Consider the following 21,631-nt stretch of genomic DNA (forward strand, 5'->3'; position numbering starts at 1 on the left):
CGCAGGGCAGCCGCGTAGACACCTGCGACCCACCGTCAGGTGACCACATGGTCAGTCCGGGGTATGACGCCTCGGCGCAGCGATCGAAAGGCACGTACAGATGACGACACCGAGGACCCGACGGGTCCGTTTCCTGACGGGAGGAGCGGCTGGGGCGTTGACCCTGTCGGCTCTCGCCGTCGCCGCCCCTCAGGCGAGTGCGGCAGGCGCAGCCGCCTCCGCCGTCCCCACCACGGTCGCGGCCTCCGCTGCCGTGGCCGCCGCGCAGCCTCCCAAGAAGACCTTCGAGGTCAAGAACCTGGCTCAGTTGAACCGGGCCGTACGGCGGGCCAACCGCTCCGGTGGGAAGGACAAGATCGTCCTGACCGGCAACGTGGTCTTCCCCAAGAAGGGCCGCAGCCCCGACGTCGACGTCTTCGACGACCTCGTGATCGAGGGCAACGGCAAGACGATCAACGGTCAGAACATCGACCGGATCTTCGACGTCCGACCCGACAACCGGGTCGTCATCAAGGACGCAACCCTGAAGAAGGGCCAGCCCGCCAACGGTGAGGACGGCGGAGCCATCCGGAACGCCGGTGAGTTGGTCCTCAAGAACGTCGTGATCCGCGACAGCATGGTCACCGGTGACGGTGCCTCCGGCGGCGCGATCGTGAACTACGACGGCAAGGTGAAGGTCAAGCGTTCGTCGCTGACCGACAACCGCTCCTCGCGCGCCGGTGGCGCCATCGAGACCAACGGCGGTCGCGTGGCCGTCGTGAAGTCCACGCTGTCCGGCAACGACGCGGGTCTCGCGCCCGGCAACGGTGGCGCGATCCACACGACCGGTGACGGCACCGTGGTCCTCAAGGGCTCCACGATCTCCGGCAACTTCGCCGCCGCCGAGGGCGGCGGTCTCTGGAACTCCTTGACCGGTGCCATGGGCGTCAACGACTCCACCGTGACTCTGAACGTCGCAGGCGGCAACGACGCGGACCAGGGCGGCGGCGGCATCTACAACGACGGCGGCAGCCTGTTCGTGCAGAGCAAGTCGATCGTCTCCGAGAACGCCGCAACCGGGTCCGCCGGATCCGGTGGCGGACTCTTCAACAACGGTGGCGCCCTGACGGTTCGCGGTCTCTCCGAGGTCAATGACAACGACGCCGTGCGCGCCGGTGGCGGCATCGAGGCCCTGGCTGGCACCACCGCACTGTCCGGCGTCAAGCTGAACAACAACGGGACCGGTTCGGCTCCCGGCAACGGTGGCGGGCTGCACCTCACCGGTGCGGGAACCGTCGGTGTCGCCGATTCGCAGGTGTCGGGCAACGTCGCGATCAACGAGGGTGGCGGCCTGTGGAACTCCGCCACCGGTCAGATGGGCGTGTCTGACTCGTCGATCACCGACAACGAGGCCCGGGGAGCGGCCGCTGACAGTGGCGGCGGCGGCATCTACAACGACGGCGAACTGGGCGTCCTACGCGGCGAGATCGACGGGAACACCGCCACCGGGGCTGCCGGTTCCGGTGGCGGCATCCTCAACCAGGGGGGCGGCGCACTGATCGTCGACGAGACGACGGTGTCGAACAACACCGCGAACCGCGCGGGTGGCGGCATCGAACTTGCTGCCCTCGAAGGGGCAGCGAGTGGCGCCACGTTGACCGACGTGATCCTCGACGGGAACTCCGTCGGAACTGCCCCCGGCAACGGTGGCGGCCTGCACCTCGGTGGAGCCAGCACCGCCACGATCACCGACGGCGCAGTCACCAACAACACCGCCGTCGAGGGTGGTGGCCTCTGGAACTCGGCGGCCGGCGACATGACCGTCGACGGGACCTCGTTCACGGGCAACACCGCGACCGGTGCGGACGCCGACCAGGGCGGTGGCGCTCTGTATGACGATGGCGGCACGCTGACGGTCACCGACGCCCAGATCGACGGCAACTCGGCGACCGGCGCTGCCGGTTCCGGTGGCGGCATCCTGACCAAGGGTGACCTGACCGTGTCGGGTTCCGACTTCGACGCCAACACCTCCAAGCGCGCCGGTGGCGGCATCGAGAACGCGACGGGCAGCTCGAGCGTCCTGACCGACGTGGACTTCACCAACAACACCACGGGCGCGAACCCGGGGAACGGTGGAGCCATCCACGCCGGCGGCACGGCCAACGTGACCTACACCGGTGGCACCGTCTCCGGGAACACCGCGGCCAAGGACGGTGGCGGGCTCTGGAACGGGAACGGCGTCTTCACCGCCACCGGCATCACCTTCGGACCCCCGGCCAACGCGGCCGGCACCGAGGGCGAGGGCGATGACGCCTACAACGAAGAGGGTGGCGGCGTCATGACGGTCAACGGCACCGTGGTCGCTCCCGGAACCGGCATCCCCGTCGGTCCGTGATCCACCAGCACGACTGACTGACACTCAGTAACACCAGACGTCCCCGGGCGGCCACCGCGCCTCCCGGGGACGTCTGCTTCTCCCACGAAGTTCGCCAAATGGGCCCGCGAAGTTCGCCAAATGGGGCCGCGAGGTCACCCTCCCCACGAACCCCGCTGGGTCCGACCACTACCGTTGCACTGATGAGTACGGCGGGCGGCAACAGGCACCAGGATCTGCTGATCCGTGATGCGCGAATCGTTCCCCTCTCGCCCCTCTCCTCGGCCCCCCTGCACCCCGTCGATGTCATCGTCTCCGATGGCCTGGTGATCGATATCGGGGCGGATCTGCACCGACCCGATGCCGAGGAGATCCAGGCCGACGGCCGCTGGCTGATGCCCGGGATCTGGGACCAGCACGTGCACCTCGGACAGTGGACCCTCGCGAGGAAGCGGCTGGACCTGTCCGGCACCCGGTCCCCCGAGGAAGTTCTGGCGATCGTCGCTGCTCATGTCGAGGGCGAGCCGGGCCGCCCGGTGATCGCGCTGGGCCACCGGCCCGGGGTGTGGGCGCGTGAACCCACCGTGTCGGAGCTCGATGCCGTCACGGGCATCACCCCGGTGGTCCTGATCGCGGGCGACTGCCACCACGCCTGGCTCAACAGCTCCGCTCTCGCCGCGTTGATGCTGGCGCCCCGGGAGGACGTGGTCCGGGAGAACGAGTGGTTCGAGGCCTACGCCGTCCTCGGGGAACTCGTCGACGGGGACGGGACCTCCCCCGCGGCGTACCGCGACACGATCAAGACCGCGGCCTCACAGGGGGTCGTCGGGATGGTCGACTTCGAGTTCGTGGGCGGTGTGGACGACTGGGTGGAACGCTGGGCCCAGGGCTGCGACCTGATCCGGATCAGGAGGGCGACGTACGCCGAGGGGCTCGACGACGTCATCGAGCGCGGTCTTCGGTACGGCGACCCACTCATCGACGGTGACCCGCGTCTGACGATGGGGCCGCTGAAGATCATCAGCGACGGGTCGCTGAACACACGCACGGCCTGGTGTTGTCAGCCCTACGCCGACGGCGACAACCTGTCTGCTCCCTCGGGGGCGGCGAACCTGCCGGCCCACGAACTGCGCAACCTCCTGGCACGAGCCCACATGCGCGGTCTCGAGGTCGCGACCCACGCGATCGGCGATGCGGCCGCCAGTGCCGCGTTGGACGCCTATGCCGCCACGGGGGCACGCGGGTCCATCGAGCACGCCCAACTCATCAAACGCGCCGACCTGCGACGCATCCACCAACTGGGCCTGCGCGCCAGCGTGCAGCCGTCCCATCTGCTCGACGATCGTGACCTGACCGAGCTCATCTGGCCCGGCCGGGGTGACCGTTGCTTCGCGTTCCGGTGGATGCTGGACGAGGGCGTCGAGATGGTGTTGGGCTCCGATGCGCCGGTCGCCGCCCTGGACCCGTGGTTGGCCATGGCCGCTGCGGTGCACCGTAGCGACGACGATCGGGAGGCGTGGTACCCCGAGCACTCACTCACCACCCAGGAGACTCTCGCCGCCTCGGTCGACGGGCAGCACACGGTGCACCTCGGATCTCGGGGCGATCTCGTCCTGTTGGACCACGATCCCCTGGCGGCGGAACCCGGGCCGCCCCTTGACCCGGTCGACTCCCGCACCGCCGTCCGCGACACCGCCGCCATCGCGAAGCACCTGCGCTCCATGCAGGTTGCCCTCACCGTCGTCGACGGTGCGATCGTGCACTCCACGCTGTGACACCGAGTCGGTGCTAGTCCGAAAAAACGCGCCGGGTCAAACCGATTCGAGCGTCAAGATGCGCCGACTCGGCTGACGATGAGGTCGGCGACGGCGCGTTGCTCCACCGGATAGGGGTGGTACGGCGAGGCGCGGTCCGGCTTCTCGACGGCGCCGTTCATCCACGGTCGCTTGGAGCACACGTCGTGCCCGTCGCTGGCGGCGATCAGGTCGACGAACTCGGCGCCCGCGAACTCGGCGCCCGCCTGGATGGACTCGGAGAGACCCGCGAGGTGGCTGCGCACGTAGGCGTAGTCACCGGTGGCGAGCGGGATGCGGGCGTCGCACCGACCCTTGGCGGGAATCAGTTGCGGATAGCCCACGACGATGACCCGGGCCCGGGGAGCGCGGCTCTGGATGTCCGCCACGACCCCGGCGACCCGATCGCGGATCCGGGCGATCTGCATCGTGGGCTGGTCCCAGGCCCCCGAGCCGAGGTGGTCGGCGCACGGGGATCCCTTCGGATCCTTGGCGGCCAACGCGGTGCAGCGGTTGACCAGGGTGGAGAAGAGCCCGTAGTCGTTCGCGCCGATACTGAGGGTGACCAGGTCGGTGCCCTCGTCCAGCGCATCGAGCTGGGGAGGCTTCACCGACGAGTCGGTCACGTGGGTCCGGGTCATCTGCAACGTCTGTGCCCCTGAGCAGCTGACGTCGACCAGTTCATCGACCTCCAGAGCGGCGGCGACCATGGCCGGATAGTTTCGCGGCGATCGCAGGCACCCATCGGGGCTGTTCTCCCCGGCAATGCCGGGCGCAGAGGTGTAGGAGTCACCCATCGCGACGTAGCGCATGCTGGTCTCGGCAGCGACCGTCGAGGCGTCGTTCTCCCCGGCGATGCCATCGGCCGGGGTGCAGGCTCCGAGGGCCGCGACCAGGACGGCAGCACCCGCGCTCGCGAGAGCGCGCAGTGATACCCCGGCCCTCACCCCATGCGTCATGGGGTCAGGATAAATGGCTCAGCCCGATCCGGGGAAATAAGGGGAACATCAACAGGGGATGACCAGGTCGCACAGGCGCTCCCGTACGAGATCGGCGACCGCCCGCTGCTCGACCGGCAGGGGGTGGAAGGAGGCGGCCACCTCGATGTCAGTGCGACTTCCCATCACCCAGGGGTCCGCGGCGCAGATGTCGTGGCCCGCACTGGCTGCCAGTACGTCGACGTACTCCACCCCCACTTCGATCGCTGCGTCGATAAGGGCCTGGGAGATTCGACGGTTGACATCAGCGATGTACGCCGAGTCCTCGGCCTCGAACGGGATGAGGTCCGGGCAGCGGGTGTCGGCGGCGATGATCTGGGGGTACGGCACCACGATGACGTCAGCGCTCGGTGAGCGGGTCAGGATCGCGGTCAGCACTCCCTGGACGTTGTCTTGGATCTGATCGATGATCAGCTGGAGCGCCGTGCCCCGAGGAGAGTCGCCGTGGCAGATCGCGCCGGTGCGGACGCCGGGGAAGCAGGCGTAGATCAGTGAGGCGAACACGGCAGAATCGTTCGCTCCGATCCCGATAGTCACCAGATCGGTCTGGGCGGACAGTGCGTCGAACTGCGGGGGAAGCTGATCCTCACCGAGCACCTGGGGTTCGATCATGTTGGTGGTCGTCGCTGCACCACAGCTGACGTCGGTGAGTTGCAGGGCGGGGATTTCCGCCGCCAGCAGGTGCGGGTAGTTGCCACCGGACTGCAAGCAGGGGTCGTCCGGTGTCTGCGGGGGGACGTACGGCGCAGAGGTGTAGGAGTCACCGAGCGCGACATACTCGATCGGAGGCAGAGTGGGCTCCGAGTCCTGGTCGCCCACACGGGTGGTCACGAACGTGATGAGCGCGCCGATCGTCACTACGAGGAACAGTCTGAGCAGACGCCGCCCGGAGGGCAGGTGGTCCGAGAGGCTGCGCATGGGCCACAATCTATCTCGCACCACCGTCTCGGTCCTGCTCCTGGGCAATCTCCCGGACTTACTGCTGAGGCGTGCCCGACCCTCTGGGGTCGTGAGCCAAGGCGACGGTCAGCTCCAGCACCGCTTCGGGGTCCTCCAGACGGTCGCCGAACAGTTCGCGCAACTGCCCCATGCGATAGCGCACGGTCTGGGGGTGGACGAACAGGGCTTCGGCCACGTCCTCGCGGCGTCCCTGGTGCAGAAGCCAGGCCCGCAGGGTCTCGGTCAGCTTCTCCGCGGAGGCGGGTTTCAGGTCAGCCAGGGGGGCCAGAACGCGGATCTGGAGGTCGGTGAGGGCCAGGGGATCGGCGGACAGGACCAGCCGGGCCAGGTGCTGTTCGGTGTCGGTCGTGAGCCCGAGCGCCCGAGCCCGCAGCGCCCGATCGAAGGAATCGCGTACGTCGAGCCACGGTTGTGGCGGCCCGGCCAGGCAGTCGCGATTGCGTAGTCGATGTAGCAGTGTCTCTCGGGCGCGGCCGTGGGCGTCGGGCACGAGCACCACCGCGGCGCCCTCCAGTTCGGCCGGGTCGGGAAGCACGAGAGCGGCCGCCGAGACCTCGCCCAGCACCGGACGGACCTGCGACTCGGGCACGATGACGGCGGTCAGCGTCGTGGGAGGCGTCCAGTCGGCGCGTTCGGCGGCGGCGAGCACGGCCTCGGCCGGGGCCCGGTCGAGCAGGGGCCGGGCGATCCGTTCCAGCAGACGCTCGCGGACCCGGCCGCTGGTCGCCAGCTCGTCGGCGTGCCCGGCCACGCTGGCTGCGGAGAGTTCGTCGATGTAGGCGAAGACGAGTTCGGCGAACGAGGCCACCCTCGCGGCGGGCAGACCGGCGCTGACCCCGATCGCGGCCATCTCCCGCCAGGAGACCCGGGCGCCGATCCGGAACGCCGACAGCAGCGCATCGGTGGTGCGGCCACTGCGGGCCTCCCCGCGGCCGAGCTGATAGGCGCCCCGAACCGCCGGCGCGGTCGGGGTGCGGGGGTCGGACTCATCCGAATCGGTGGCGAGGGAGAGGAAGCCCCCGAGCGCCAACTGCACCGCATTGCGGATGGTCTCGCCCATCGAGTCGCTCAGCGCGCTCTCGTAACTGGGCACCTCGGCCACGATGGCGGTGACCACGGCGGTGGCGACCTGCGGGAGGGCGACCCGGATCTGCGCCGTCGCCTCGCGCGGGAGAGCGAGGTTCATCGGCTCGGTGGGCTCTGGAATGGTCAATTTGTTCCCTGCGCACAAAAGGTTGCAACTTATTCACGCTGTCTGGTCATGAATATAACCCCTCGAACGAGGATAGTTGCACCCATGACCACCACTACTCTTCTGCGTATCGCCGAGGCCAGCCCTCCCCGCCGCAGCGCGCGAGCCGGCCTGAGCCGCCGCGTGTCGCTCCTCGCCGAGGCCGCGGTCACCCCGCTCGTGCCCAGCGAGGTCCTCGACATCTTCGCCCCTCTCCGCTCCGGGACCGACCTGCGCGGCCGCATCGTCTCGGTGACCGCCGAGACGGCCGACTCCGCCACCATCCTGATCCGTCCCGGGAAGGACTGGGCCGGCCACGTGCCGGGTCAGTACGTCCGCCTCGGCGTCGACGTCGACGGGGTCCGCCTGTGGCGCACCTACTCCCTGACTCACGGCGTCCGCGGCGACCGCAACATCTCGATCACGGTCAAGGCGATCCCCGACGGGGTCGTCTCCAACCACCTGGTGCACCACGCCCGCGCCGGCGAGATGATCCAACTCGGTCAGGCGGCCGGGGACTTCGTCCTCGGCGACCCGATGCCCGCCAAACTGCTGCTCGTGACCGCGGGCTCCGGAATCACCCCCGTGATCGGGATGCTGCGGAACCTGTTCTCCCGCGCTGAGCGGGTCGAGACCGACATCGTGCTCCTGCACTCCGCGCTCTCCCGCTCCGAGGTCATCTTCGGTGACGAGATCCGCCAGTACGCCGCCGAGGGGCGTCTGCGACTGGTCGAACTCCACACCGATGTCGACGGCATGCTGGTCGTCGACGACGCCGAGCGCGGCCTGGCCGCCCGGATCCCCGACCTGGCCGAGCGGGCGACGTACGCCTGTGGTCCGGCCGGACTCCTCGACGCGCTCGAGGCCCACCACGAAGCGGCCGGGCTCGACCTGTTCGTCGAGCGCTTCCGAGCGCCCGTCATGGCGGGCGGCGGTGAGGGCGGCACGCTCTCCTTCACCTCCTTCGACACCCCCGTCGAGGCCGACGGCGCCACCTCGATTCTCGACGCCGCCGAAGCCGCGGGCGTCCTGATGCCCAGCGGCTGCCGGATGGGTGTCTGCTTCGGCTGCGTCCTGCCGCTGCGCGAAGGCGCGGTGCGCGACCTGCGCAGCGGCGACATCACCGTCGCCCAGCCGGGCGACGGAGTGAACATCCAGACCTGCATCAGCGCCGCTGCCGGCGCCTGCGACATCGACCACTGACCTTTTGAGTAGAGGCGACCTCGGTTTCGAGGCTCGCTTCGCTCGCACCTCAACCAGCGGGAGGCACCACATGACCACGATCCAGAACCAGGCGCACAACCCCACCGCCCACCTGAGCGACGAGGACATCGAAACCCTCGGCCAGGAACTCGACGCGATCCGCAAGTCCATCGTCGACGACCGCGGCGCTGATGACGCGGCGTACATCCGCAAGGTCATCGACGCCCAGCGCAAGCTCGAGCTCGCCAGCCGCACCGTGCTGCTCGCCAGCATCTTCCCGCCGGCCTGGGTGCTCGGCACCGCTGGCCTGTCGGTCGCCAAGATCATCGACAACATGGAGATCGGCCACAACATCATGCACGGCCAGTGGGACTGGATGCGTGACCCGAAGATCCACTCCACGACGTGGGAGTGGGACAACGCCACCCCCTCCGAGCAGTGGAAGCACTCCCACAACGAGCTCCACCACACCTACACCAACGTCATCGGCAAGGACAACGACCTCGGTTACGGCATCATGCGGGTCGACGAGGACCAGCGCTGGATCCCGATGTACCTCGCCCAGCCCCTGTGGAACTTCATCAACGCCTGCTTCTTCGAGTACGGCATCGCGGCCTACGACCTCGAGCTCGGCAAGAACCTGGCCAGCGAGAAGCGCCGCAACGCCCCGAAGTTCAAGTCGGAGTACAAGAAGACCCTGAACAAGATCCGCAAGCAGGCCACCAAGGACTACCTGGTCAACCCGGCCCTGTCGATCCCCACCGGTTCCTTCCTGCCCACCCTGGCCGCCAACTTCACCGCCAACGTGGTCCGCAACGTGTGGACCCACTCGGTCATCATGTGCGGCCACTTCCCCGAGGGCGTCGAGACCTTCGAGAAGACCTCGATCGAGGGGGAGACCCGCGGCGAGTGGTACCTCCGCCAGATGCTCGGGTCGGCCAACATCTCCGGTGGCAAGGCCATGCACTTCATGACCGGCAACCTCTCCCACCAGGTCGAGCACCACCTCTACCCCGACCTGCCCAGCAACCGGTACGCCGAGATCGCCCCCCAGGTCAAGGCGCTGTTCAAGAAGTACGACCTGAACTACCACGAGGCGCCGCTGCCCCAGCAGGTCTACTCGGCCTGGCACAAGGTCGTGCGGCTCTCGCTGCCCAACGGCTTCCTGGCTGCGACCAAGCCGAGCAACACCCCCCAACAGGCGGCTCGACTGTTCCGGATGGTCACCGGCGGCCGCAAGGTCCGCAAGGCCGAGCAGAACAAGATCGACGCGATGGTGCGCGCGGCCTGATCCGGCCCCGCATCCGACGGCGAGCCCTCCCGACCCTGCGGTCCGGGAGGGCTCGCCGTTTGTCATGGAGCGAGCGGCGAGCCCGTAGGGTCGAACCGATGGCATTCCCAGGACGACCGTGAGTGACGAGGACGGCCGTGGCTCCAAGCTCCTGCGAGTGGTGCCTCGGGCCCGAGCCGACGCCCGGCGCAGGGCGGTGCGAACCCTGGAACGCGCCCCCGGACCGGTCCAACAGTCCTGGCGCCTGATCCGGCGTACCGGGCAGGAGACGGTCGAGGATCGCGTCCCCGGGATGGCAGCCGAGGTGGCGCTGTTCACCCTCATCTCGCTCCCGGCGCTCCTGCTGGTGGTGCTGGGCTCGCTGGGGTACGTCGCCGAGCAACTCGGCCCCGAGGGCTCGGCGGAGCTGCAGCGGATCGTCTTCGACCTGCCCCGGTCGTTCCTCACCGACCGGACCTACGCGTCGTACGCCGATCTCGCGGCCGGCGTTCTCGAACAAGGCCGCGCCGACGTCATCTCCTTCGGAGCCCTGCTCAGCCTCTGGACCGGATCGCGCGCGGTCAACCGGTACCTCGAGACGATCACCATCGCCTATGACCTGGAACCACGGGTCGCCTGGAAACGGCGCCTCATCGCTCTCGGGCTGACGCTGGGCGGCCTCCTGGCCGCGATCGTCGTGCTGCCCCTGTTGGTGTTGGGTCCGCGTCTCCTCGAGGCCTTGGGACCGGACAATGCCGCGCAGGCCACGCTCAACGCGGTGGGCGCGCTGTACTGGCCGGCGTTCGGCCTGGTCGTGGTGGCGGCGCTCGCCACCGGATACCACATCGGCGTCCCCTGGAGGACCCCGTGGCGACGGGACCTGCCCGGCGCGGTTCTGGCCATGGCCCTGTGGTTGCTGGCCTCAGCGGCGCTGCGCCAGTACATCGCGGTGAGTGTGGGCGACGACGCGGTCTACAGCCAGCTCGGCACCCCGATCGCGGTGGTCCTGTGGCTCTACGTCACCGCGTTCGCTGTCCTCCTCGGAGCCGAACTGAACGCCGAGATTGAGCGGATGTGGCCCCATCGCCGGGCCGACGATCGGCAATTCCGGACGGATTGACCCGTATCCGAGACGCCGGTCACGCGTTAAGGGTGTAGTAGCCCCAGGAGGCATCACACCCATGACCGTTTCTCGCGTACGCCGCACCGCCCGTCTTCCGCTCGCGCTGGCCGCGATCTCACTCCCGTTGGCCCTGCTGCCCGCGGGGGTCGGAGCCGCCACCTCGGCGACCGCCCCCGTCGCACCTGTCGCATCTGCCGCACCTGCCGCCTCCGCGGTGCCGGCCGTGTCGCCGATGACCGGGCCCGCCGCCACTCCCGTCGCGGCACCGGCGCAACGACGGGCGAAGAAGAAGATCGTCATCCGGACGATGTCCACCCGCAACGATCTGGTCTCGGGGGGTGACGTCCGCATCTCGATCAAACCGATCAAGGGGATCAAGAACCGCAAGATCAAGGCGTTCCTCAACGGGCGCAAGGTCACCGATCGGTTCTCCTCCCGTCGCGGCGGACGCTTCGAGGCCTACCTCACCGGTCTGAAGGTGGGACGCAACATCCTGCGGGTGATGGCGCCGGGCAAGCACCGGGGACGTCTCATCCTCACCAACCATCCGAACGGTGGTCCGCTCTTCTCCGGCCCTCAGTTCCCCTACTACCAGTGCCAGGACACCGCCGTCGACGCTCAGTGCAACGAGCCGCCGACGTACACCTTCCTCTACCGGTCCACCAGCCCGTTCAAGACCGACCTCGAGCCCTACGACCGGTCGAACCCACCCTCCGACGTGGCGATGACGACCACTGACCAGGGCCGCACGGTGCCCTTCATCGTGCGTCGTGAGGACGGGTTCCAGGACCGGGACCGCTACTCGATCCTGGTCCTGTGGCAGCCCACCAAGAAGTGGACCCGCTTCAAGCCCCAGCGGCAGTGGAACAACAAGGTCCTCGTCACCCACGGCGGCAACTGCGGCGCGTCGTACGCCCCGGGCGACCCGCGGCTGACCGACTACTCGGGCACCATTCCCGATGGGGTTCCCGGTGTCACGCAGTCCTACATCACGGGCCTGAGTCGAGGGTTCGCGGTCATCGCGACGGCCCTGAACAACACCGGACACAACTGCAACGTGGCCATGAACGCCGAGTCGGTGATGATGGCCAAGGAGCGCCTGGTCGAGCAGTACGGCAACCTCCGCTACACCATCGGCACCGGCTGCTCCGGCGGCTCGATCGCCCAGCACACGGTGGCCAACGCCTACCCCGGCATCTACCAGGGGCTGATCACCTCCTGCTCCTACCCGGACACCCTGACCGCGGGCGCCCAGTTCGCCGACTACAACCTGATGCGTCAGTACTTCGAGGACCCCAGCCGATGGGCACCCGGCGTGGTCTGGGATCCCGTCACCGTGGGTCAGGTCGAGGGACACCTCAGCCCGCTCAACTCGATCGCCGCCGACGAACTGCTGTTCAAGACCGCGCTGAATCCCGAATCCGACTGCTCGGGGACCCCTGACCCGGTGGCCGGTGACCCGAAGACCCGCTACGACTCGGACATCAACCCGGCCGGGATCCGGTGCTCGGTGCTGGACATCATGATCAAGAACATCGGGCCCCGCCCGCCCTCGGTCTGGGGCGCCGAGGAGAAGGCGGCCGGCCGCGGCTTCGCGGGCGTACCGTTCGCCAACACCGGCATCATGTACGGCCTCAACACCTTGAAGTCGGGCCAGATCACCGCCGCCCAGTTCGTGGACCTGAACCTCAAACTCGGCGGCCTCGACGTCGACTCCCGCCGCATGGACGGTCGGACGCCCGGCGACCCGCTCTCGATCGCCAACGCCTACCGGACCGGTCTGATCAACGAGGCCAACAACATGGACCAGGTGGCGATCATCAACGCCGGAGGCCCCGACCCCGGTATCGCCCACGACTACGCCCACGCCTTCTGGACCGAGGACCGGATGCAGCGCGCCCAGGGTCACACCGACAACCGGGTGATGTGGTTCGGCGTCACCCCGCTGATCGGCGACCTGAACTGGGCCAACGAGTCCCTGGTGGCCATCGACCGATGGTTGGCCGCGGTCGAGAAGGACCGCAGCAAGAAGCCGCTGGCCCAGAAGATCATCGACCGCAAACCCGCCGATGTGACCGACCGCTGCTCCAACGTGCCCGGCGTGGGGGCGACCACCGGTCCCGACGGCGAGGTCAAGTGCGTCATTCCCGAGTCCGCCCAACTTCGCCTGACCACCCCACGCCAGGTTGCCGGTGACGACGCGTTCAACGACCGTGTCGCCTGCCAGCTCAAGCCGTTGGTGCGTAGCGAGTTCGACTTCCTCCTGCCGCCGCTGACCGACGCCCAGTGGGCGACCCTGCAGGGCGTCTTCCCCCAAGGGATCTGCGACTACTCCGAACCGGGCTTCGGCCAACGAGGCGCGGAGACGTGGTTGACCTACGCCGGAAGCGGCGGCGCCATGGCTGCGGGCGTGACGATCGGCGGGCGCAACCTCCCGCAACCAGCACCGTTCTCCGCCGAAGGCTGGGGCTCGCGGTCCTTCCGCGGCACGATCTACCAGTAGGGCGGGGTGGTAGGGGCGGCGGTGAGTAGGACGTTGTCCCGCCCTCCCATTCCACCTCTCACTCACCGACGACCCGACAACGCGTGATGCGCCTAGAATCCGCCCCATGAGCAACGTGACCTGCACGATCGAGGACGGGATCGCCCACGTCCAGTTGTCCCGGCCCGAGAAGATGAACGCGCTGACCCTTCAGACGCTGAAGGATCTCGCCGGCACCGCGCGGACCCTGCGCCGCGACAAGCACCTGCGTGCGGTGATCATCTCCGGTGAGGGCGACGCCTTCTGTGCGGGCCTCGACTTCGCGCATGTGATGAAGCAGCCCGCGAAGATCGTGCGCAGCTTCATCCCCAACCCCCTCACGGGCACCAACGCCTTCCAGGAGGCCTGCTGGGCCTGGCGGCGGGTGCCGGTTCCGGTCATTGCCGCCGTCCACGGGCACTGTCTCGGCGGCGGGCTGCAGATCGCCCTGGCCGCCGACTTCCGCATCGCCACCCCCGACTCGACCTGGTCGGTGTTGGAGGGCAAGTGGGGGATCATCCCCGACATGACCGGCGTGCGCAGCCTGGCCGAGCTGGTCGGCATCGACACCGCGAAGCGACTCACGATGACCGCGGACCTCGTCTCCGGCAAGGAGGCCCACGACCTCGGCCTGGTCACCGACATCGACTCGGCACCGGTGGCGGCGGCCTTCGAGCTGGCCGAACGGCTCAAGCAGCGTTCGCCGGACCAACTGGCTGCTACGAAGCGGATCTTCAACCAGACCTGGACCGCGGGTCCGCGGCGTACCTTCGCCCGCGAACGCGTCGAGCAGTTGTTCCTCCTGTTCGCGGCCAACACAAAGGCCGCCCGACAGGCCGCCTTCAAGAAGGCCGACCCGGACTACGGCCCACGGCCGCGGTAGCCCACCTGATGCTTCGCCGATGGGTGGCCGCACACTGGCGCGCGCCCGCGGCACTGCTTGCCCTGCTCGCGCTGGTCTGGGCCGCCGGGCCGCTCATCGTGCTCGTCGCGGGCCTGGCCCTGGCGGCCCCGGTGGTACGTCGACAGGTACACCGCCACCTCGACCCCGGCCTGCCGACGTGGCGGGCCACCGCCATCGGCGCGGTCTCCGTGCTGGGCCTCGGGGCGGGAATCGCGGTCCTGCCCGACGGTGTCCTTCCCGTCCCTCCGGGTGTGGGAGCCCTGGTGACACCCCGCTACCTGGGGCGTCCGGCGATCCCGCAACCGATCTCGTTGGCCGTCCCGCAAAATCCTTCGCTGGCCACCAACGGAACCGGCGCCATGCACAACGACACCTGGTCCTCCGACACCTTCGACACTCCCGCACCGCTCGGGGAGTCGCCCACCGTGGACACGGCCTGGTTCGGGCTGACGCAGTGTGGACAGTTGGTGCTCGACGCCGCGGATCGCCTGGTGGCGCGGTGCGACACCGCTCGCGGTTCGACCCTCCGGGTCATCGAACCCGAGTCGATGCGATCCCTGGCCAGCCTCGACCTGACCCGCGCGGGTGAGGGCATGAGCGAGTTGTGCGGAGCCGGATACTTCGTCGATCAGGCGGGACGCCTCGTCCTCGGAGCCGCCGACCGCACGGTGCTGATCGTCGAGAGCCAGGATGGGAGGGGCGAGGCAGACCTCACGGTGGAGGCGACCTACGACCTGGGCCAGGAGGTGGAGCCGGACGACTGCCTGGTCGCGGTATCGCCCGACTGGGCGGGACGAATCTGGTGGGCCACGCAGAACGGTCGGATCGGCTTCCTGGAACCCGACACCGGCCGCCTGCGCGCCCTCGACCTCGGGGACGAGATCGCGAACTCGATGAGTGTCGACCGTTCGGGTGGGGTCTACGTCGCCACCACCCGCGCCCTACACCGGATGGCGGTGGATGCCGCCGCTCGACCGGTGGTGGACTGGCGCACGATCTACGACGCGGGGACGGGCCAGAAGAGCGGTCAGGCCACTCAGGGAAGTGGGACGACCCCGACCGTGCTCCCTGCAGGATTGATCGCGATCACCGACAACGCCGAACCGCGGATGCACGTGCAGTTCTACCGCGCCGACAACGGCCGGCTGGTCTGCCAGGAATCCGTCTTCGAGGACGGTTCGAGCGCGACCGACAGTTCCCTGACCGCTGTCGGGTCGGGCTCCGTGGTCGTGCGGAACAGCGCGGGCGACACCGGACGTCGCAGCACCCTCCTGGGCCGAGCACCGTCGGGCGGTCTGGCCCGAGTGGACGTGACGGACGGCGGATGCGCCACCACGTGGACCAACTCGGAGGTCGCCTCGGGTTCGGTCCCGAAGCTCTCCTTGGCCACCGGCCTGCTCTACGCGACGACCAAGCGGCCGAATCTGTGGGGCGTCAACGCGTGGTATCTCACCGCGATGGACGCCCGGACAGGCCGACGCATCTGGTCGGTGCGCACCGGCATCGGCACGCTGTTCGACCCTCACGGATCCTCGATCCTCATCGGCCCCGGAGCTTCGGCGTACGTCGGCACCCTGGCGGGTCTGGTCAGGGTCCGGGACCGGCAGTACTCCTGATTGCTCAGCATGCAACCTCGACCGTCACCGGCCCGTGCGGTCAGGGGTACCGGATCCCCGTCGTACGTTCGCTGAGCTCCCACATTCCCCGAAGTGCGGATGCATCACGCGATAGCGCCGTACTCGTGGTCACCTGCGGGGCTCCCGACATCTCCGAGAGGCCGTTGGGCCCGCAGTACGTCCCGCCGGGGAGGTCGGCGGTGGCGGCCATGAGCGTCGGCCAGGATCCCGCGGCGGCGCTCTGGGACACGGCTCGGACGGCGGCATCCAGGATGGAGGAGACGGCACCCGCGGCGCCACGAAGGACCCCGTTGGCGGCGAGGTGGGTGCCGGCGAAGCCGGGGTGTGCGGCGGTGGCCTTCACCGGGATCCCCGCGTCCCGGCAGCGGCGGTCGAGCTCGTAGGTGAACATCAGATTCGCCAGCTTCGAGGCGGCGTACGTCGGCCACTTGGCGTAGCGGCCCCGCTGGGATCGGGGGTCGCCCAGTGGTGCACTGCGTGCCATTCGGTGGGCCTGAGAGGAGACCGCGACCACGGTGCCCGCTTCGCTGGCGATCAGTTGGGGCAGCAGCAGTCCGGTGAGCAGGAACGGTCCGAAGTGGTTGGTGGCCATCTGAAGCTCCAGCCCGTCGGCGGTACGACGTAAGGGCGTGCCCATCACGCCCGCATTGTTGATCAGGACGTCGATGGGTCCGAAGTGGCCCGCGTGCTCTGCCGCCCGACGGATCGATCCCAGATCGGAGAGGTCGACGACGAGTTGGTCGAGATTCGCAGCGGGGTGCTCGCCCCGAATGGAGCGGTCGGTCTCCTCGAGCTTGCTCTGGTTGCGTCCCGCGAGGATCACCCGGGCGCCGCGCCGACTCAGCTCGAGGGAGGTGTGGTGGCCCAGGCCCCCGAGACTGGTGCCGGTGACCAGGATGGTCCGCCCGGTCTGGTCGGGGATGTCGGTAAGGGTCCAGGTGTCAACAGCAGCAAGAGGCATAAGGGTTCCGGTAGTAGAAGACGGTCGGCGGTTCGCGGGGAGCGTTCGATGGGGAAAGGAGGGCTGGCTATGGGGTGGTGGCCATGGCGGCCAGGATCTGCTCACCCAGGGTGGCGTCACCGTCGATCTTCACCGTTTCCGGGCCGATCGCCCGCCGCCCACCGGCGAGGAGGAGGAAGGTCTCGCGGTCCATGCGCAGGTGGACGTCGGGGTCGGTGGGCACGCTGGCGAGCCGCTCTCCGCGATGAGCATCGGTCACGGTGTAGGCGACGACCTCGCTGCTGGCCACCTCCAGTACCGCGCGGATGCCTGAGGGCATCCCCGCCTTCTTGGCGAGCACGTAGCCGAAGCTCTCGATCAGGTAGTCGGTGGTGTGTTGGGCGGCCGGGCTGTCGAGGTTGCCGGGTCGGTTGGTGGCGCGCCGGATGTCCTGCTCGTGCATCCAGATGTCCAGAGGGCGGTTGCGCAGGAGGGTTCCCCAGTTCCAGGGCACGCCTCCGAAGACGTTGGTCGGGCTGGCCGTGGGATCAACCGGTGGATCGGCCGCGAGGGCCTCGTGACGCCTGGTGGTGACGGATCGGATTTCGTCGATGAGGTCGCCTGGGGTGCTCTGCCGACGGTTGACCACGCCGATCTCGGTGTACAGCCCCATCAGGCCGCCGACGTGTGCCGGCTCCCCGACCTCGGCCGTCTCCTCCGGCCCGCCGGCCAGGATCGACTCGAGGTGCGCGACATGGGAGGCGACGGCCCGCACGTCCCACCCGGCCAGGTCCGTGGGGATCGACCACTCGTCGTCTTCCAACTGCTCGAGAAGGGTGAGCAGGTCGCCGATCGCGCTCCACCACACCTCCACGTACTCCGCGAGGCGGGCCTGGGCGTCCATAGCGAGTCACAGTAGTTGGTGTCGGCCCGGTTGGGGAGGCCGTACGCCGCCCCGGGGTGCCCAAGGGGTCAGTTGAGCGCCAGACGGAGGGCGATCAGCATCATGACCGTCCCGATGGCGACGTCCAGGATCCGCCAGGCGCGTGGGGTTGCCAGGAGTCCGGCGGCCCGGTGGGCGCCGAAACCGAGGACCGTGAACCACACGATGCTGGCCGTGCACGCCCCCACGGCGAAGGACCACCGATCACCGCCCTGGCTGTTCCCGATGGAGCCGAGGAAGAGCACGGTGTCCAGGTAGACGTGCGGGTTGAGCCAGGTCAGGGCCAGGGCCTTGATCGCCGCGCCACGACGACTCGATCCGTTGCCGCGGGCGGCGTCGAGGGTGCCGGGGCGACGGGCCCGCAGCAGCGTGCTGACGCCGTACCAGACGAGGAAGGCGACGCCCGCCCATCGGACCGTCTCCACGGCCGCAGGCGCCCGCTCGATCAGCACCCCCACACCGCCGACTCCCGCGAGGATCAGGGTCAGGTCGGAGAGGGCGCAGATGACGACCACCTCGAGCACGTGTTCGCGCAGCAACCCCTGCCGTAGAACGAAGGCGTTCTGCGCCCCGATGGCCACGATCAGGGTGAGGCCGGTGACCAGACCGGTCAGGAGCGCGATGAGCATGAGCAGAATCTAGAGCGACGTTCGACCTGAGGGAAGCGACATAAACTGGATGATCATTAGAGTTGCTTCATGCAGCCTCACCCCGCGCAACTCGCCGCACTCGTCGCCGTCGTCGATTGCGGCACCTTCGAAGCCGCCGCCCGAAGCCTGCATGTGACCGCCAGTGCGATCAGCCAACGTATCCGTGCGCTGGAATCGGAGTGTGGGCAGGTGCTCGTTCGTCGCGCGTCCCCCTGCGTGGCCACCTCGGCCGGACAGGTGGTGCTGAGACTTGCTCGCCAGACAGCCCTGTCGTACGCCGAGGCAAGCTCGGCCCTGGGCCAGGATCTGGCAGGGTCGGTCGTGGTCCCCGTGGTCGTCAGCGCCGACTCTCTCGCCACCTGGTTCCGGGGTGTGCTGGGTGAGGTGGCGGGCTGGGACGAGGTGTCCCTGCGTCTGTCGGTCGAGGATCAGGCGCACTCAACCGACCTCCTCCGTCGCGGGGAGGTGCTCGCCGCGGTGACGTCGGACCCGGTCGCCGTCCAGGGGTGCTCTGTCGAACGGCTGGGTTCGATGCGGTACTCCGCTGCCGCATCGCCTGATTTCGTTGCGAGGTGGTGGGAGGGGACGCCGCGTCGCGTGGCGTGGGCGTCGATGCCGTTGGTCGTCTTCAACGACAAGGACGACCTTCAGGACGCCCACCTCGAACGGCATCTGGGCGTGCCGGGTCAGCGCCCACCAGTGGTGCACCAGGTTCCGACCAGCGCCGACTTTCACGCAGCCGTGAGGCGGGGTCTCGGTTGGGGGATGATCCCGGAACCGCAGCTGGCACCCGACGTGGCCGACGGCCGTCTGGTTCGCCTCGGGCGAGAGTGGCGTTCGGTGTCGCTCTACTGGCAACGGTGGCGACTGGAGTCCTCAACCTTGGACCGACTGGACGACGTCGTACGCCGGTCGGCCCAGATCGCCCTGCGCCGGTGACCGCTCGCCACAGCTCGGCATAATGACGAAACCCCGCCCGGGATCGCCGGGCGGGGCTTCGTTGTCCAGTGGGACGAGTCAGTCTGCGATCAGAACGCAGCCTCGTCGAGATCCATCACCGAGAGGTCGGTCGCCTGGGCGATGGCCAGCTCGGCGGTGATCTTCGGCAGGTTCGTCTGGGCGAAGAACTGAGCCGCAGCGACCTTGCCCTCGTAGAACGACTTGTCCTTGTCATTCGGGCCGGTGTCTCCAGACGAGAGAGCCGCCAGAGCGACCTCCGCCTGACGCAGCAGCAGCCAGGAGCACACGACGTCGCCGAGCGCCATCAGCAGGCGGGTGGTGTTGAGACCCACCTTGTAGATGTTGCGCAGATCCCCGCCCTCGGAGGAGGCGTCGGCCGACATCAGGTCGTTGATCATGTGACCGACCATCGCGTTGGCGTCCTCGAGGCCCTTGGCCAACAGTTCGCGTTCGACCTTGAGGCGACCGTTTCCGGCCTCGGAGGCGATGAAGGACTCGATCTCGGAGGCGAGGTGCCCCAGCGCCTTGCCCTGGTCCTTGACGATCTTCCGGAAGAAGAAGTCCTGGCCCTGGATGGCGGTGGTGCCTTCGTAGAGGGTGTCGATCTTGGCGTCGCGGACGTACTGCTCGATGGGGTACTCGCTCAGGAAGCCCGACCCGCCCAGTGTCTGGAGGGACTCGGTGCCCAGCAGGACCCAGGAGCGCTCCGAGCCGTAGCCCTTGACGATCGGCAGCAGCAGGTCGTTGACCGCTGCGGCGAGGCCGTGCTCCTCGCCGTTGTGCTCGGCGACCATGACGTCGTCCTGCCACGAAGCGGTGTAGAGCACCAGGGCCCGCATCGCCTCGGCGAACGACTTCTGGGTCATCAGCGAGCGGCGTACGTCGGGGTGGTGGGTGATCGTGACGCGGGGAGCCGTCTTGTTGGCGGCCTCGGTGAGGTCGGAACCCTGGACCCGGGTCTTGGCGTAGTCCAGGGCGCTGAGGTAACCGGCGGACAGGGTGGCGATGGCCTTGGTGCCCACCATCATCCGGGCGTTCTCGATGACCTGGAACATCTGGGCGATGCCGTTGTGGACCTCGCCGAGGAGCCAGCCCTTGGCCGGTTCGCCGCCGCCGACACCAGCGTCACCGAAGGTGACCTCGCAGGTGTTGGAGACCTTCAGGCCCATCTTGTGCTCGACGTTGGTGACGTAGGCGCCGTTGCGCTCACCGGTCAGCTCGCCGGTCTCGTGGTCGAAGTGGATCTTGGGGACCAGGAACAGGCTCAGGCCCTTGGTGCCGGGGCCACCGACACCCTCGACGCCGACCGGACGGGCCAGCACGAGGTGCATGATATTTTCCTGCAGGTCCGACTCGGCCGAGGTGATGAAGCGCTTGACGCCCTCGATGTTCCAGGACCCGTCGTCGTTGGCGGTGGCCTTGGCCCGACCGGCGCCGACGTCGGAGCCAGCATCGGCTTCGGTGAGGACCATCGTGCAGCCCCACATCTTCTCGACCATGATCTGGGCGATGCGCTTGTCGCGCTCGTTGCCGTTGCGGTCCACGACCCCGGCGAAGGACGGACCCGCGGCGTACATGTGGACGGCGGGGTTGGCACCGAGCACCATCTCGCCGATGGCCCAGTTGACCGAGGAGGGGGCCTGCGTGCCACCGATCGACTCGGGGATCTGCAGGCGCCAGAACTCCGACTCCATCCAGGCGTCGTAGCTCTTCTTGAACGACGCCGGCACGGGAGCCGTGTGGGTCGCGGGGTCGAACACGGGCGGGTTCTGGTCGCTGTCGGCGAACGATGCCGCCAGCTCGCCGCGGGCGAGGACGTCGACCTGCGCGAGGATCTCGCGGGTGGTGTCGGCGTCGACCTCGGCGAACGGGCCGGTGCCGAGGACCTTGTCGCGACCGAGGACCTCGAAGAGGTTGAACTCGATGTCGCGCAGGTTGCTGTGGTAGTGGCTCACTGCTCTCGCCTGATCCTTCGTCTCGGGAAGCCGGCCCGGGTATGAACGTTACTCATCGGTGCTACTGGCCGGTAACATCATGATATGAGGGCCGCAGGGCTCGCGCAAGAGAATGTGGCATCCCGGCCCCCGCCGTGTCGGTGTGTAGCGCGAAATTCCCGCGGTTCCGGGCCGATCCGGGCGCCTGGAG

Annotated in this window: 16 protein-coding genes; 9 read left to right on the forward strand and 7 right to left on the reverse strand. The window is 68.5% G+C overall.

From position 1 onward, the window contains the following. Positions 1-100 precede the first annotated feature (100 nt). On the forward strand, positions 101-2,374 hold the full coding sequence (locus ACYVLV_RS17140; protein ID WP_460811875.1) for a beta strand repeat-containing protein: 2,274 nt from the start codon (positions 101-103) through the stop codon (positions 2,372-2,374). A gap of 182 nt (positions 2,375-2,556) precedes the next feature. After that, a complete protein-coding gene (locus tag ACYVLV_RS17145) occupies positions 2,557-4,128 on the forward strand; it encodes an amidohydrolase (protein WP_460811877.1) in 1,572 nt (523 codons plus the stop codon). A 53-nt stretch (positions 4,129-4,181) separates the two neighbouring features. Here ACYVLV_RS17145 and ACYVLV_RS17150 read toward each other — a convergent pair whose 3' ends face one another. From ACYVLV_RS17150 to ACYVLV_RS17160, 3 genes are read right to left on the reverse strand one after another with little or no spacing between them, the layout of a single operon-like run. Then, positions 4,182-5,105: an SGNH/GDSL hydrolase family protein gene (locus tag ACYVLV_RS17150; protein ID WP_460811879.1), complete on the reverse strand. Its 924-nt coding sequence runs from the start codon at positions 5,103-5,105 to the stop codon at positions 4,182-4,184. 48 nt (positions 5,106-5,153) lie between these two features. Further along, positions 5,154-6,062 (reverse strand): SGNH/GDSL hydrolase family protein, encoded by a 909-nt coding sequence (locus ACYVLV_RS17155; protein WP_460811881.1) that lies wholly within the window; start codon positions 6,060-6,062, stop codon positions 5,154-5,156. A 58-nt stretch (positions 6,063-6,120) separates the two neighbouring features. After that, positions 6,121-7,317 (reverse strand): PucR family transcriptional regulator, encoded by a 1,197-nt coding sequence (locus ACYVLV_RS17160; RefSeq protein ID WP_460811883.1) that lies wholly within the window; start codon positions 7,315-7,317, stop codon positions 6,121-6,123. Between the two features lie 84 nt (positions 7,318-7,401). Here ACYVLV_RS17160 and ACYVLV_RS17165 point away from each other — a divergent pair, with 84 nt between their 5' ends. From ACYVLV_RS17165 to ACYVLV_RS17190, 6 genes are all read left to right on the forward strand, one after another. Beyond that, positions 7,402-8,538 (forward strand): ferredoxin reductase, encoded by a 1,137-nt coding sequence (locus ACYVLV_RS17165; RefSeq protein WP_460811885.1) that lies wholly within the window; start codon positions 7,402-7,404, stop codon positions 8,536-8,538. Positions 8,539-8,608: 70 nt separating this feature from the next. Next, positions 8,609-9,829, forward strand: a complete 1,221-nt coding sequence (locus tag ACYVLV_RS17170; protein ID WP_460811887.1) for a fatty acid desaturase family protein — start codon at positions 8,609-8,611, stop codon at positions 9,827-9,829. 118 nt (positions 9,830-9,947) lie between these two features. Beyond that, the gene (locus tag ACYVLV_RS17175; protein ID WP_460811889.1) at positions 9,948-10,928 is read left to right on the forward strand and encodes a YihY/virulence factor BrkB family protein; all 981 of its coding nucleotides are present in this window, start codon (positions 9,948-9,950) and stop codon (positions 10,926-10,928) included. A gap of 61 nt (positions 10,929-10,989) precedes the next feature. Beyond that, on the forward strand, positions 10,990-13,434 hold the full coding sequence (locus tag ACYVLV_RS17180) for a DUF6351 family protein (RefSeq protein WP_460811891.1): 2,445 nt from the start codon (positions 10,990-10,992) through the stop codon (positions 13,432-13,434). 106 nt (positions 13,435-13,540) lie between these two features. Beyond that, on the forward strand, positions 13,541-14,335 hold the full coding sequence (locus ACYVLV_RS17185; RefSeq protein WP_460811893.1) for a crotonase/enoyl-CoA hydratase family protein: 795 nt from the start codon (positions 13,541-13,543) through the stop codon (positions 14,333-14,335). An 8-nt stretch (positions 14,336-14,343) separates the two neighbouring features. Beyond that, positions 14,344-15,972, forward strand: a complete 1,629-nt coding sequence (locus ACYVLV_RS17190) for a hypothetical protein (RefSeq protein ID WP_460811895.1) — start codon at positions 14,344-14,346, stop codon at positions 15,970-15,972. A 40-nt stretch (positions 15,973-16,012) separates the two neighbouring features. On the opposite strand, the gene ACYVLV_RS17195 is transcribed toward ACYVLV_RS17190, so the two are convergent. From ACYVLV_RS17195 to ACYVLV_RS17205, 3 genes are all read right to left on the reverse strand, one after another. Further along, complete coding sequence (locus tag ACYVLV_RS17195; RefSeq protein WP_460811897.1) at positions 16,013-16,954, reverse strand: oxidoreductase; 942 nt, start codon at positions 16,952-16,954, stop codon at positions 16,013-16,015. A gap of 67 nt (positions 16,955-17,021) precedes the next feature. After that, complete coding sequence (locus tag ACYVLV_RS17200; protein WP_460811899.1) at positions 17,022-17,837, reverse strand: maleylpyruvate isomerase family mycothiol-dependent enzyme; 816 nt, start codon at positions 17,835-17,837, stop codon at positions 17,022-17,024. A 68-nt stretch (positions 17,838-17,905) separates the two neighbouring features. Next, positions 17,906-18,505 carry a LysE/ArgO family amino acid transporter gene (locus ACYVLV_RS17205; RefSeq protein WP_460811902.1) on the reverse strand — a complete coding sequence of 200 codons (600 nt, stop codon included), beginning with the start codon at positions 18,503-18,505 and terminating at the stop codon, positions 17,906-17,908. Positions 18,506-18,574: 69 nt separating this feature from the next. On the opposite strand from ACYVLV_RS17205, the gene ACYVLV_RS17210 reads away from it, so the two are divergent. Continuing rightward, positions 18,575-19,465 (forward strand): LysR family transcriptional regulator ArgP, encoded by an 891-nt coding sequence (locus ACYVLV_RS17210; protein WP_460811906.1) that lies wholly within the window; start codon positions 18,575-18,577, stop codon positions 19,463-19,465. An 89-nt stretch (positions 19,466-19,554) separates the two neighbouring features. On the opposite strand, the gene ACYVLV_RS17215 is transcribed toward ACYVLV_RS17210, so the two are convergent. Then, complete coding sequence (locus tag ACYVLV_RS17215; RefSeq protein ID WP_460811908.1) at positions 19,555-21,441, reverse strand: acyl-CoA dehydrogenase; 1,887 nt, start codon at positions 21,439-21,441, stop codon at positions 19,555-19,557. Positions 21,442-21,631: the final 190 nt, after the last annotated feature.

Source organism: Nocardioides salsibiostraticola (assembly GCF_054783655.1).

Coding starts and splice junctions, on each gene's coding strand:
- ACYVLV_RS17170 (WP_460811887.1), top strand. CDS start 8,609: ATGACCACGATCCAGAACCAGGCGCACAACCCCACCGCCCACCTGAGC.
- ACYVLV_RS17210 (WP_460811906.1), top strand. CDS start 18,575: ATGCAGCCTCACCCCGCGCAACTCGCCGCACTCGTCGCCGTCGTCGAT.
- ACYVLV_RS17205 (WP_460811902.1), bottom strand. CDS start 18,505: ATGCTCATCGCGCTCCTGACCGGTCTGGTCACCGGCCTCACCCTGATC.
- ACYVLV_RS17185 (WP_460811893.1), top strand. CDS start 13,541: ATGAGCAACGTGACCTGCACGATCGAGGACGGGATCGCCCACGTCCAG.
- ACYVLV_RS17145 (WP_460811877.1), top strand. CDS start 2,557: ATGAGTACGGCGGGCGGCAACAGGCACCAGGATCTGCTGATCCGTGAT.
- ACYVLV_RS17195 (WP_460811897.1), bottom strand. CDS start 16,954: ATGCCTCTTGCTGCTGTTGACACCTGGACCCTTACCGACATCCCCGAC.
- ACYVLV_RS17165 (WP_460811885.1), top strand. CDS start 7,402: ATGACCACCACTACTCTTCTGCGTATCGCCGAGGCCAGCCCTCCCCGC.
- ACYVLV_RS17190 (WP_460811895.1), top strand. CDS start 14,344: ATGCTTCGCCGATGGGTGGCCGCACACTGGCGCGCGCCCGCGGCACTG.
- ACYVLV_RS17180 (WP_460811891.1), top strand. CDS start 10,990: ATGACCGTTTCTCGCGTACGCCGCACCGCCCGTCTTCCGCTCGCGCTG.
- ACYVLV_RS17150 (WP_460811879.1), bottom strand. CDS start 5,105: ATGACGCATGGGGTGAGGGCCGGGGTATCACTGCGCGCTCTCGCGAGC.
- ACYVLV_RS17155 (WP_460811881.1), bottom strand. CDS start 6,062: ATGCGCAGCCTCTCGGACCACCTGCCCTCCGGGCGGCGTCTGCTCAGA.
- ACYVLV_RS17140 (WP_460811875.1), top strand. CDS start 101: ATGACGACACCGAGGACCCGACGGGTCCGTTTCCTGACGGGAGGAGCG.
- ACYVLV_RS17200 (WP_460811899.1), bottom strand. CDS start 17,837: ATGGACGCCCAGGCCCGCCTCGCGGAGTACGTGGAGGTGTGGTGGAGC.